The following is a 12,021-nucleotide window of genomic DNA, read 5'->3' on the forward strand; positions in this document are numbered from 1 at the left end:
TCAGCGGGTGAGCCTGGGCAGCCGATCTACTTCCCGCGCCGCCAAACCCAGATAGTAGGGCACATACTGGGGCCGCCAATTCGGAACCGTGCCGTGCCAGTCGCGGAAGCGGGCGTCGTACAGCACGGCGCGGTGCAGCAGGGCCAGCGGGATACTTTGGGCCAACAACACCGAGGCATCTGGGCAACCTAAAGTTTGCAGATAGGCCGTGCTCAGCCGGGATTCTAGGTCTGGACAAGCGATTCTGATGGGCAGCTTCGCCCGCGCTGGGTGCAGCGCAAAGGCCAGAAACCAGCCTGCATCCATAAACGGATGTGCCGCGCTTGCCGCCTCGCTCCAGTCGAACCAGAGGCTCTCCCCTACTCCGGTCAGCGCATTCCTAGGATGGGCGTCGCCGTGTGCGGGTAGATCGGGGAGGCCGTGCGCCGCCAATGCCCCAAAACTGGCGCGGATGACGGGCCGCGCCGCTTGCAGGGTGGCAATTTTTTCGGGCTTCAAGCCCCAATCGGTGAGTGTGACCGTGTCGGACAGGAAGGCATCCACGCGCTGCGCCATGTCCAGCAAGGGAAAAGCGGGGCAGCCCAACGTGGCCAAAGCTGGGGCATCGGCTGCGGTTTGAAAATTGGCCAATTGGCGCAGGGCCGCCGTCCAAGCCTCAAGATTCCCCACGCCGTCCAGCAAGATTCCACCAGAGCTCGTAACCAGCGTTGCTGTCGCGGCGTCGGCGTGCAGCACAGGTGGAAGCAGGGCTGGGTGTTGCTGGGCCAGATGAGCAGTCACGGCCACCTCACGCGGATGGGCGGTGACTTTGAGGAACACCGAATCGCTTGACGTAGCCGCCTCGACCACCATCCCTAAATCGTTGCTAGACAGCAGTTTCAGCAGGCCAGCAGGAGGCAGTCCATACTCGCTCAGCACACCTTCCAATCGGGCCTTCAGAACAGGAAACCAGCCCAGACGCTGCCATTCCCGCGCTCCGGGCAGGGGTGGCACGGCGGCCACCGCCCACGCCCACCCATCTGGAAGGAAGTCAGACAACGCCTGCAAGCGGGGCATACCTTCCAGGCCAAAACTGAGGCCACCGTCGTGCAGCAGCCAAGTTTCCAGATTCCATTCAGCGCGGATCAGGGCGAGCAAGTCGGCCTGCGCCCCAGCAGGCAGCATCGGCCACTCGCCCGCCTGCCGCAACACCCGAACGCCGTCTGGATGCCAGATGATCAGGGGAGTGGGGTTGATGGGCGAGCTTATTTGCGCGACAGTTCCAAACTGCCGCTATTAAAAGCACTGTAATCATAAGATTTGGTGCTGGCCTTGCACACGCTGTGGGTCACGTATCCGGTGGCCCCTGCTCCGGTATAGCGGTTGCCCCGAATAAAAGTAGCGCGAATAACGTACTTGTCGGTAAATCCACCCTCACATACGCTGCCGCTGCCCAGATCGGCGGTCATGTCGGCGGTGACCGGGCTGGCATCGTACACGCTACGGGTGCCGACCACATTGAAGGTTTCTCCCGTATCACGGCTCTTGACCGTGCCCGTCACGCGCAAGTCCTTTTCGGCCACTGTCACGTCCAGCAGGGCGCTTTTGCCATCACTCCCCACGATCCGGCCTACATACTCGCCGCTGATGTCTATGTTGGCCTCGTTGGAGATGCTGCCGTAGTTGCAGGAGGCGAGGGCCAGAGCGGGCAACCACAGGGCAGGCAACAAACGGCGCGAAGTGGGCATGCGGTCATCGTAAACCATCCGGCCCCACCGCGTTGCCCTATCTGCGCCGTATTCCAAGAGGCCGTATCCTGAGCTTATGTCTGACCAGTCTTCCTCTCCCACAACACGCCCCGTCGTGACCCGAATTGCGCCCAGTCCCACAGGTGATCCACACGTCGGCACGGCTTACATTGGCCTGTTCAACCACACGCTGGCTCAGCAAGCAGGCGGCAAATTCATCCTGCGAATAGAAGATACAGACCGCAACCGCTACGTGCCCGACAGCGAAAAACGAATTTTTACGATGATGCAGTGGTTGGGCCTCACGCCCGATGAAAGCCCTTTGCAGGGCGGCCCCAACGGCCCTTACCGCCAATCCGAGCGTTTTGACCTGTACGGCGACTATGCGCGGCAACTCGTGGCGTCGGGCGCGGCCTATTACGCCTTTGAAACATCGGAAGAATTGACGGCCCTGCGGGATGCGGCGCAGGCAGAAGGCCACATCATCGCCGTGCCTTCCCGCGAACTAGACGCCCAGGACGCACAGCGACGTGTAGACGCCGGAGCCGAAGCCGTGATCCGCCTGAAGGTGCCGCACAACGGCGAAACGGTGGTCAGCGACGTGCTCAGAAAACCGATTGCCTTCCAGAACCGCGAAATTGACGACAAGGTGCTGCTGAAGGCCGATGGCTACCCCACCTATCACCTTGCCAACGTGGTGGATGACCGCCTGATGGGCGTCACACATGTAGTGCGGGCCGAGGAATGGATCACGTCCACGCCCATTCATGTGCTGCTGTACCGCGCCTTCGGCTGGCCGGAACCCGTGTTCGCGCATATGCCGCTGCTCAGAAACGCCGACAAGTCCAAGATCAGCAAGCGCAAGAATCCGACGAGTGTGGAGTGGTACCAGCAGCAGGGCTACCTGCCGGGGGCCATGCTGAACTTCCTGGCAACGATGGGCTGGACGCACCCGGACGGGTTGGAAGTGTTCGACCTGGCCGAATTTCGGCGCGTGTTCCGGCTGGAAGACGTGACGCTGGGCGGCCCAGTCTTTGATCTGGCCAAACTGAACTGGCTGAACGGCAAATACCTGCGCGAGGTACTGAGCGAGGACGAGGTCGCCCGCCGCCTGCACGCCTACCTGCAAGATCAGAAACACGACCTGCCGCTCGACGATTATTTCCGCGCTGTGGTGACGATGCTGATTCCTCGCATGGAAGTCTTCTCGGAGTTTTTGGACAAGACCGGGTACTTCTGGTCAGAGCAGTACCCCGTGAACGAGAAGGCGCAGAAGGCCATAGACGACGCCCGCCCGTTGCTGCCCGAACTGGCCTCGCGCCTGAAGAACCTGCCCACCTTTGACGCCGCCAGCATCAAGGAAGCCTTTGGCACGTTTGCCGAGGAACAGGGCCTGAAACTGGGCAAAGTGATGCCGCCTGTGCGTGCAGCGGTGGCCGGGACGATGGAAAGCCCGGACTTGCTGACGGTACTGGAAACGCTGGGCCGCGAGCGCGTGGTGGCCCGAATAGAACGTGCGGCGCGGCCTGCATGAGCTTTGTAGCTGGCCTGCTGGTGGCCCTGATTGCCGTGCTGCACGTGTACATTCTGGTGTTAGAAATGTTCCTGTGGCGCACGCCCCGCGCCATGAAAGCCTTTGGTACGACGCCCGAATTTGCCAACGCCAGCGCAGCACTGGCCGCCAATCAGGGCCTCTACAACGGCTTTTTGGCGGCGGGTCTGTTCTGGGGCTTGTTTACGCAGGCTCCGGCCATTCAACTGTTTTTCCTCGGCTGCGTGGCGGTGGCGGGTCTGTACGGGGCCGCCACCGCCAACCGCCGGATTCTGTTTATTCAGACTGTTCCGGCAGTGCTGGCGATTTTGGCCGTACTGATCGCAAAATAAGCTTCATCGCTCACTAAGCTCTACAGGAGAAGTATGGTTGCCAACAGCAGTGGAGTAAGTCTCGAACGCCTCGCGGTAAAGGTGCTGCTGAAGCTTCAGGCCGAGCCGGGGCAATGGACAGCCCGCAGCCTTGCCCGCGAACTGGGCGAAACGGCCAACCGCGTGAACCGTATCGTGCTGGCGATAGAAGCCGAAATTGGCGTGGAACGGGACGGCGCTTACGGAAATCTGCGGGTGCTGGGTGCTGGCTCAGCGGGGGGCAGCGACGCTGGGACGGTCTAAGGGTCAAGAGTCTGAGGGTCTAAGGTAAAGATCAGGTGGGGTGACGGCGGGGGCAGCTTCGGCAAGGCCAACGCCCAAGCACAAGCTTTTCGCAACCGCCCTTCGTAGATCCTTCGACCCTAGACCCTTAGTCCCCGCGCCAGCAGCTGGCCCCTCCTCGCCCTGCTTGCCTCTACAATGCAGCCAAACGCTCGTTAGGCAATTCGGTGAGGTAAGCCGCGATAGGGAGACACGATGGACACAGAACAGACGACAGACCGCCGGATTCGGGTTCTCATTGCCAAACCCGGCATGGACGGGCATGACCGGGGCGCGAAAGTGGTGGCGCGGGCGCTGCGCGACGCGGGCATGGAAGTGGTGTATACGGGGCTGCGCCAGACCGCCGAAATGATCGTAAACGCCGCCGTGCAAGAAGACGTGGATGCCATCGGCCTCAGCGTTTTGTCGGGCGCACATATGCACTATTTCCGCGAGGTCATGGCCCTGCTGCGCGAGCGGGACGCCACCGACATCATTGTGTTTGGCGGCGGCATCATTCCCGATCAGGATTTGCCGACGCTGAAGGAACTGGGCGTGGGCCGCGTATTTACGCCGGGAGCCAGCACCGAAGACGCCGCCACTTACCTGAAAACGGCAGTGACCGCGCGTTGGCAAGCGCAGGGCGAGGCCTAGATGCCCAAGCTCAGGCGATGAGCGCCAGCAGCGTCCAGATCACCCGCAGCGATTATTTGCGTTTGGCCCCGCTGTACACGGCTCAGGCCCTGGCAACGGGCGCGACCACCGTCAGCACCGTCCTCGCCAGCCTGGTCATGAGTGGGCTGGGCAGCGAACATCTGGCGGGCCTGCCCAGCACCCTGATCAGTGCGGCGGCGGCGTTGTCGGCAGGCGCTTTCGGGGCGCTGATGTTGCGCTCCGGGCGGCGCTTGGGGCTGGGGCTGGCCTTTGCGCTGGGGGCGGCAGGCGCGGTGGTGGGCTTTGCCGGGGCACGGGCAGGCTTGGTGCCTGTATTCCTGCTGGGCGCGGTCATGATGGGCGGCGCTCAGGGCGGCTACCAGCAGGCCCGCTACGCCGCCGCCGAAAGCGTGCCGGAATCGCGGCGCGGCACGGCGCTGGGCGCACTGATGCTGATGAGCGTGCTGGGTTCCTTCCTGATGACGGGCGCGTCGGGTGTGGTGGAAGGCATCGGCGCGGGCCTAGGCGTCAGTGCCGAAGTGGGCGGCTGGCTGATGGGCGGGCTGCTGCTGGCGGTGGCCGCCGTGCTGATGGTGTTCTGGAAACCGCTGGTGGCTCCGGCAACTGTGGCTCCGGGGGCTGCGGTGGCTGCCGCGCGCCTGCACCTCCGCGCCGCCATGTCTATGCCGGGCGTGCGGTCTACGGGGCTGGCATTGGCCGCCGCACAGGGCATCATGGTCACACTCATGAGCCTGACGCCGCTGCGGGCGCACCATGGGGGCATGGATCACACCGGAATTGCCGTGCTGATTTCGGGCCACATTCTGGGCATGTTCGGCTTCGGCTGGCTGACCGGGCCGCTGATAGACCGCTTTGGGCTGCGGCTGGGCTATATCGGCGGCTCGGTGCTGCTGGTGGCGGCGGCGCTCACGGCTCCTCTGGCGGGTTCGGCGTGGTTGGGGGCTAGCATGTTCCTGTTGGGATTGGGCTGGAATCTGGCGTTCGTCAGCGGTTCCAAAGCCCTGACCCGTTTTCCCGCAGTGCAGGGCGTCACCGATGGTCTGGGCTACGTCGCGGCGGGCACAGGAACCCTGCTGGGCGGCTTCGTTATTGCCCGCGCCGGATTCCCGCCCCTTGCCTACGCCTGCGCGGTGCTGGCCCTCCTGCCGCTGGTGAGCGCGTGGCGGGTACGGCGCTAGACCTTTACACCAAAGCAAAAATTAGGGCCGCAACCTCTTTGGGATTGCGGCCCTGCTTTAGTCCAGCCTACTCTTAGGCAAGCTCTTTTGGCGGAACGGGAGAGATTCGAACTCTCGAACAGGTTGCCCCGTTACACACTTTCCAGGCGTGCTCCTTCAACCACTCGGACACCGTTCCAGCGCACGCCAATCTAGCGGAGGCGCGGCCAAAAATCAAATGCCCGTTAGGGTGACTGGCAGAGGAAAACGGGCAAAGCGTGTGCTAGACGTGCTCAGGCGCTTTTTCGGAAGTGGTGGGAGTGACGGCCTGCGCGGGCTGAGGCGTGACTTCCTTTGCCATAACCACACCGGGCGTCACGCCAGAGGCAACGATGGTCTGCACAGGCGCGGGGGCCACCGATTGGGCCGGGTCGCGCATACTGCCCTCAAACTCTTCTTTCAGGCCAGCGGTTCCTTTGCGGAATTCGCGGATGCCTGCGCCCAAGCTTTTGCCCAATTCGGGTAGCTTGCGGGGGCCGAACACCAGCAGGGCGATCAGTAAAATAACGAGGATTTCTCCGGGGCCGATATTGGGCATACTAGGTACCTCCGTGTCGTACATAGAGTGGGTGGGCGGCGTCGTGCGCCTATCTTACGCCGTACCTCGCCCCGCCAAACGCAGCATGGGTGATAATTTGACAGCCATTGCCGAGGCTAAGGGGGCCGCGTCAGGGGGGTGTCTGCGTTAGGGGGTGTCTGGCTCTATACAGAGCCACGCCCCGCTGTAGCCCTTACGCTAGAGGCATGGCCGACCCCAGCCTCGCGGTTCTGACAGCCATGATTACGCCCGCCGTACTGATTAGCGGCGCGGGCACCCTGCTGATGAGCACCAGCGCCCGCTTAGGCCGCAGCACAGACCGGGTGCGGGCACTCACCGCCCGCTTCAAGTTCTTAGTCAGTGAAGAAGGGCAACGGGAGCCGCTGGCCCGCGACGAAAAACGCATGATCATTCAGCAATTGCCGCGCCTGACCCGCCGCACCCGCTATATCCAGCGGGCCATGCAAGCCTTCTATCTGGCCGTCACGCTGTTGGTCTGCACCAGCATCCTGATCGGCGCGGGCAGCCTCGGCAGCTTCGACACGGGCCTGATGCCCATTCTCCTCGCCATTTTGGGCGCAGGCGGGCTGGCCTATGGGGCGCTGCTGCTCAGCTACGAAGCCACCCTCAGCGCCATTACCACCCGCGAAGAAATGCGCTTTTTGGAAAAACTGGGAGCGCATTATGCGGGATTGTACGACGAGGGTGCGGAAGGTCTAAGGAGCGAGGGACTAAAGGTCTAAGGAAAAGAGTCAAACGCTGGCTAACGCTTTTTGCCCTTCCCTAGATCCTTCAACCCTTGACCCCTAGACTCGCCCCGCTACAACACAAACCCAAAAAAGCCCCCACCCGTTTCCGAGTGGGGGTCTTCCCTACTAACTTAAAGCTTTAGCCGTTGAAGCTGATGGTCGGCGTGCTGGTGGGGCGGGTGTCGTCGTAGCGCTGGGTTCCGGTGACGGCGTCGGGGCTGACGCTGCCTTCGCCGTATTTTTCCAGGGTGCGCTCGTCGGCCACCTGCATCTCGCGCACGGTACGGAGGCCCGTTCCGGCGGGAATCAGTTTGCCCAGGATCACGTTTTCCTTCAGACCGATCAGTTCGTCTACCTGACCCTTCATGGAGGCTTCGGTGAGAACGTGGGTGGTGTGCTGGAAGCTGGCCGCGCTGAGCCACGACTTGGTGGTCAGGCTGCTCTTGGTGATGCCGAGCAACACGGGCTTCCACGAGCTGGGGGTCTGGCCTTCGGTGAGGGCCTCGTTGGCCTGATCGACTTCCCAACGCTCGACGGTCTGGCCTTCGAGCAGTTCAGTGGAGCCGCCGTCGATAACTTCCACCCAGCGCAGCATCTGGCGCACGATGATTTCGATGTGCTTATCGTGTACCTTCACGCCCTGAGAGCGGTAGACGCGCTGGACTTCTTCCACGAGGTAGTGCTGTGCCGCGCCGCTGTCTTTGTAGAGCAGCAGGTCGTGGGGGTTCACAGCGCCGCGCGTCATGGCCTGTCCGGCTTCCACGCGGTCGCCGTCCTTCACGATCAGGCGCAGAGTCTTGGGCACTTTGGTCGCGGTCTTGGCCGAGTACTGATCGTCGTCGGCCTCAATCTTGATCATGTAGCGCTCTTCCTCTTCCTCGATCCGCACCAGGCCGTCGCGGTCAGCCACAACCGCCTGCGTCTTGGGCTTGCGGGCTTCGAACAACTCGATCACGCGGGGCAGACCCATCGTGATGTCGCCGCCGCCTGCCACGCCACCGGTGTGGAAGGTACGCATGGTCAGCTGGGTGCCGGGCTCGCCGATGGACTCGGCGGCCACCACACCCACTGCTTCGCCCATGCTCACGGGCTTGGCCTGAGACAAATCGTAGCCATAGCACTTCTGGCACACGCCCGCTTTCACGCGGCAGTTGAGGGGAGTACGGACGTACACGCTTTCCAGGGCGCGGGCCTGCTTGGCGATCAGCTTCACGTCTTCGAGGTTCAGCATTTCGCCGGAAGGCACCACGCGGCCATCTTCGAGGGTCACATCTGCGGTCAGGGTGCGGCCATAGATGCTGGTTTCGATTTCGCTGGCCTTGCGCGAACGCCATTCGCCGGTGCGCTCGTCGGTGGCCCCAAGGAAGATTTCGGTGTAATCCGTGCTTCCGCAGTCCACGTCACGCACCACGACTTCGTGGGCCACATCGACCAGTTTACGTGTCAGGTAACCGGAGTCGGCGGTACGCAGAGCAGTATCGGCACCACCCTTACGGGCACCGTGCGTGCTGATGAAGTACTCGGCCACGGTCAGACCCTCACGGAAGCTGGCCTTAATCGGCACTTCGATGGTGCTGCCGTCAGGACGGGCCATCAGACCGCGCATCCCCGCCAGCTGACGAATCTGCTGGGGGTTACCACGCGCACCCGACTGGCTCATGATCCAGAGGGGGTTGAACGGGTAGTTCTGGCTGAAGTTCTCGAACACCGCGTTCTTCACTTCGTCGGTGGTGTCGTTCCAGAGCTGCACGACCTGCTTGTAGCGCTCCTCGTGGGTCATAAAGCCGAACTCGTAGTTCTGCTCGATTTCCTTGAGTTTCAGATCGGCGGCGGCCAGAAGCGCGGGCTTGCTGGGGGGCAACACGATGTCGTCGATGCCGATGGTGATGCCCGATGTCGTGGACAGCTTGAAGCCGCTGTCTTTCAGACCGTCGAGCAGACCCGCCGTGGCTTCGATGCCGAGGTGCTTGAAGCAGGCCATGACCATATCTTTCAGGGCGTCTTTTTCGTAGGTGGTGTCCAGATCCACCAGCGTATCGACGAGGCTGGCCTGAGTGCCGAGGGCTTCCTGCACGATCCGGCGGAAGCTGACGCGGCCCGCGCTGGTTTCGTACATCTTGCCGTTCAGGCGAATCAGGACGTGATCCTGGTTGTCGATGGTGCCGCGCTCCACAGCCATGATGGCTTCATCAGGGCTGGAGAACACGTAGCGCAGACGACCGGGGCTAGTTTCCTTGCCGCGCAACATCACAGGGCTGTTGAGGCTCAGGATGCCGCTGTCGAGGGCGGCCAGCACGTCCTGTTCGCTGCCGTATTCCGTGCCTGCGCCGGGAATGTCGCGGCGAAGCTGGGTCAGCGTAAAGATGCCGAGAATGATGTCGCGGCTGGGCTTCACGTTGGGTTCGCCGTTGGCGGGCGAGAGCAGGTTGTGAGAGCTGAGCATCTGAATGCGGGCTTCAGCCTGCGCCTGAGCGCTGAGGGGGACGTGAATCGCCATCTGATCGCCGTCGAAATCGGCGTTGAAGGCTTCACAGACGAGGGGGTGCAGCTGAATGGACTGGCCTTCCACCAGCACCGGCTCGAAGGCCTGAATACCGAGGCGGTGAAGTGTAGGCGCACGGTTGAGCAGCACGACCTTGTCTTCAATCACTTCTTCGAGGGCGTCCCACACGCTATCGCGGGTGTCGCGGTAGCGCTCCAGCATCTTGCGGGCCTGCTTGATGTTGGTCACTTCGCCCTTCTCTTCCAGCACCTTGAACAAGAAGGGCTTGAAGAGTTCGAGGGCCATGCGCTTGGGCACACCACACTGGTGCAGGCGGAGCTGCGGGCCGACCACGATGACCGAACGGCCCGAGTAGTCCACACGCTTGCCCAGCAGGTTCTGACGGAAGCGTCCCTGCTTGCCGCCCAACAGGTCGGTCAGCGAGCGCAGGCTGCGGTCAGAGCCGGGGTTGGTCACGGGGCTGCCGCGCCGTCCGTTATCGATCAGGGCGTCCACAGCTTCCTGAAGCATCCGCTTTTCGTTGCGAATGATCATGTCGGGTGCGCCCTGTCCGATCAGCTTTTTCAGACGGTTGTTGCGGTTGATCAGGCGGCGGTAGAGGTCGTTCAGGTCGGACGTGGCAAAGCGTCCACCGTCGACCTGCACCATCGGGCGAAGGTCTGGTGGCATGACCGGAACCGTGTTCAGGATCATCCACGAGGGGTGGTTGCCGCTGCGCTTGAAGGCACGCGTGACTTCAAGGCGCTTGCGGGCCTTGGCACGCTTATGACGGCTCGAATCCTTCATCATCTCGCCGAGTTCGGCTTCCAAGATGTCGAGGTCGAGTTCGTCCAGCAGTTCCTTGACGGCTTCCGCGCCCATCTTGGCTTCGAAATCGTAGGACTCGATCACACGAACTTGCTTGCGAACGAGGTCGATCTCGATGCGGCCCGAAATTTCTGAACGCAGGTTACCGCTGTCAGCCAACTCGTCGCCGGGTTCCACACGGTCACCGATGACCACCAGGGGTTCATCGTTGTACGGGTACACCTTGGCCTTGCTCACGATCACGCTGGCGGGCGCGTGCAGGGTAATGACCCCGGCGGCCTCGGCAATGATTTCTTCTTCCTTGTCAATTGCGCCAACGACCTTCTGACCCTTCTTGACTTCGCTGCCGTCGCCGACCAAGACGTGCATGGTGGGGTTGATGGGGTACTCGGCGCGGCGCATCCAGTGAGCCGTAACCGTGACGTCGCCCTTCTTTTTGGGGAAGGTAACGGCGCTCAGGCGGCTATCGCGGCTGACGCGCAGTCGGCTTCCAGCGCTGGCGTCGGCCAACACTGCGCCTGCTTCCACGATCTCGCCCTGCGCGACCTGCACGTTCATGCCGTGAGGCAGGTACACGCGGGCCAAAATTTCGCCGAGGGGTGCGGCGGCCACTTCTTCTTCGCCGTCTTCGCTGGGTTCGGGGGCCTCCACGCTGGCGCGGATATCCACCATCACGGAGTCTTCACCCAGTTCGTGCAGGAAGGCGGTGCCGTCTACGGGGGCCGTAATCGTCACGTCGGCTTCCAGTTCAGCCAGGATTTCTCCGGCCCGGAAGGTCTCTTGCTCCACCAGCACGTCGGCGGGCAGGGGCAAGGAGGCTTCGACTTCTTCGCTGTACGCGATTTCGGCGCGGCGCGGGAAGCGGTACTGGGCGAGGCCGTCCATCTTGGCGACCACGTTGCCGCCCAGAATCTGCCCACGCGTCACGTACTCACCGTCACGAATCACGGCTTCTTGCCCACCGGGAATCGTGTAGGTTTCCTGACGGCCATAGCGCAGTTCGCGGTACTCGTCGTCGGTCAGCAGTTCGCCGCGCTTCAGGGGCCGCCCATCTTTCTGGGCGTTCAGCGGCTGCGTCACGAGGAACGAGGAAAAGTACAGCACTTTCTCCAGCTGGCCGGCGCTCAGGTCAAGCAGCGTGCCGATCTTGCTGGGCGTGTCCTTCACGTACCAGATGTGCGCGGCAGGCGTGGCCAGATCGATGTGGCCCATGCGGTAGCGGCGCACCTTGCTGGACGTGACTTCTACACCGCAACGCTCGCAGACTTTGCCTTCATAGCGCTGGCGCTTGTACTTCCCGCAGGCGCACTCGTAGTCCTTGATTGGCCCAAAGATTCGCTCGTCGAACAGACCTTCGCGTTCGGGCTTGAGGGTGCGGTAGTTGATGGTTTCGGGCTTTTCGACCTCGCCAAAGCTCCACTCGCGAATCTTCGCGGGGCTGGCGATGGCAATGCGTACCTTGCTGAAATCTTTCAAAGCAGTAGCTCCTGTGGTGGGAGGCGTGGTGGTGCTTGCTGGGGCGCGGTCTAAGGGTCTCAGGGTGAAGGGTCTAAGGTGCTGGGGCGACGGTGTTTCTGAACTGCCACCCCATCCAAACTAAAAAACTCTTGCTTGCTGCCCT

Annotated in this window: 10 protein-coding genes and 1 tRNA gene; 6 read left to right on the forward strand and 5 right to left on the reverse strand. The window is 62.4% G+C overall.

Going from position 1 to position 12,021, the window contains the following annotated elements; translation table 11 throughout:
- Both M1R55_RS03360 and M1R55_RS03365 read right to left on the reverse strand, forming a co-directional pair.
- The gene (locus M1R55_RS03360; RefSeq protein WP_249393321.1) at positions 1 to 1,191 is read right to left on the reverse strand and encodes a phosphotransferase; all 1,191 of its coding nucleotides are present in this window, start codon (positions 1,189 to 1,191) and stop codon (positions 1 to 3) included.
- 53 nt (positions 1,192 to 1,244) lie between these two features.
- Positions 1,245 to 1,727, reverse strand: a complete 483-nt coding sequence (locus M1R55_RS03365; RefSeq protein WP_249393322.1) for a hypothetical protein — start codon at positions 1,725 to 1,727, stop codon at positions 1,245 to 1,247.
- A 76-nt stretch (positions 1,728 to 1,803) separates the two neighbouring features.
- On the opposite strand from M1R55_RS03365, the gene gltX reads away from it, so the two are divergent.
- The 5 genes from gltX to M1R55_RS03390 all read left to right on the forward strand — a co-directional run bounded on the left by gltX (position 1,804) and on the right by M1R55_RS03390 (position 5,764).
- On the forward strand, positions 1,804 to 3,261 hold the full coding sequence (gene gltX / locus M1R55_RS03370) for a glutamate--tRNA ligase (protein ID WP_249393323.1): 1,458 nt from the start codon (positions 1,804 to 1,806) through the stop codon (positions 3,259 to 3,261).
- The gene (locus tag M1R55_RS03375; protein ID WP_249393324.1) at positions 3,258 to 3,611 is read left to right on the forward strand and encodes a DUF1304 domain-containing protein; all 354 of its coding nucleotides are present in this window, start codon (positions 3,258 to 3,260) and stop codon (positions 3,609 to 3,611) included. Before gltX ends, M1R55_RS03375 begins: the two co-directional genes overlap by 4 nt.
- Before the next feature lie 33 nt (positions 3,612 to 3,644).
- A complete protein-coding gene (locus M1R55_RS03380; protein ID WP_249393325.1) occupies positions 3,645 to 3,893 on the forward strand; it encodes a hypothetical protein in 249 nt (82 codons plus the stop codon).
- Between the two features lie 234 nt (positions 3,894 to 4,127).
- Positions 4,128 to 4,565, forward strand: a complete 438-nt coding sequence (locus M1R55_RS03385) for a cobalamin B12-binding domain-containing protein (protein ID WP_249393326.1) — start codon at positions 4,128 to 4,130, stop codon at positions 4,563 to 4,565.
- A 17-nt stretch (positions 4,566 to 4,582) separates the two neighbouring features.
- A complete protein-coding gene (locus M1R55_RS03390; protein WP_249393327.1) occupies positions 4,583 to 5,764 on the forward strand; it encodes an MFS transporter in 1,182 nt (393 codons plus the stop codon).
- An 88-nt stretch (positions 5,765 to 5,852) separates the two neighbouring features.
- On the opposite strand, the gene M1R55_RS03395 is transcribed toward M1R55_RS03390, so the two are convergent.
- Positions 5,853 to 5,942, reverse strand: a tRNA-Ser gene (locus tag M1R55_RS03395).
- 84 nt (positions 5,943 to 6,026) lie between these two features.
- On the reverse strand, positions 6,027 to 6,341 hold the full coding sequence (tatA, locus tag M1R55_RS03400; protein ID WP_249393328.1) for a twin-arginine translocase TatA/TatE family subunit: 315 nt from the start codon (positions 6,339 to 6,341) through the stop codon (positions 6,027 to 6,029).
- 206 nt (positions 6,342 to 6,547) lie between these two features.
- Here tatA and M1R55_RS03405 point away from each other — a divergent pair, with 206 nt between their 5' ends.
- Positions 6,548 to 7,084, forward strand: a complete 537-nt coding sequence (locus M1R55_RS03405) for a DUF2721 domain-containing protein (protein WP_249393329.1) — start codon at positions 6,548 to 6,550, stop codon at positions 7,082 to 7,084.
- A gap of 145 nt (positions 7,085 to 7,229) precedes the next feature.
- Here the strand turns inward: M1R55_RS03405 and rpoC are convergent, their stop codons facing one another.
- Complete coding sequence (gene rpoC / locus M1R55_RS03410) at positions 7,230 to 11,876, reverse strand: DNA-directed RNA polymerase subunit beta' (protein WP_249393330.1); 4,647 nt, start codon at positions 11,874 to 11,876, stop codon at positions 7,230 to 7,232.
- Positions 11,877 to 12,021 lie beyond the last annotated feature (145 nt).

It is taken from the genome of Deinococcus sp. QL22, assembly GCF_023370075.1.
GTDB lineage: Bacteria > Deinococcota > Deinococci > Deinococcales > Deinococcaceae > Deinococcus.

Bases quoted from the DNA above. Each gene is read 5' to 3' on its own strand.
- M1R55_RS03380 (WP_249393325.1), top strand. From the start codon at position 3,645: ATGGTTGCCAACAGCAGTGGAGTAAGTCTCGAACGCCTCGCGGTAAAG.
- tatA (WP_249393328.1), bottom strand. From the start codon at position 6,341: ATGCCCAATATCGGCCCCGGAGAAATCCTCGTTATTTTACTGATCGCC.
- gltX (WP_249393323.1), top strand. From the start codon at position 1,804: ATGTCTGACCAGTCTTCCTCTCCCACAACACGCCCCGTCGTGACCCGA.
- M1R55_RS03365 (WP_249393322.1), bottom strand. From the start codon at position 1,727: ATGCCCACTTCGCGCCGTTTGTTGCCTGCCCTGTGGTTGCCCGCTCTG.
- M1R55_RS03375 (WP_249393324.1), top strand. From the start codon at position 3,258: ATGAGCTTTGTAGCTGGCCTGCTGGTGGCCCTGATTGCCGTGCTGCAC.
- M1R55_RS03405 (WP_249393329.1), top strand. From the start codon at position 6,548: ATGGCCGACCCCAGCCTCGCGGTTCTGACAGCCATGATTACGCCCGCC.
- M1R55_RS03385 (WP_249393326.1), top strand. From the start codon at position 4,128: ATGGACACAGAACAGACGACAGACCGCCGGATTCGGGTTCTCATTGCC.
- M1R55_RS03390 (WP_249393327.1), top strand. From the start codon at position 4,583: ATGAGCGCCAGCAGCGTCCAGATCACCCGCAGCGATTATTTGCGTTTG.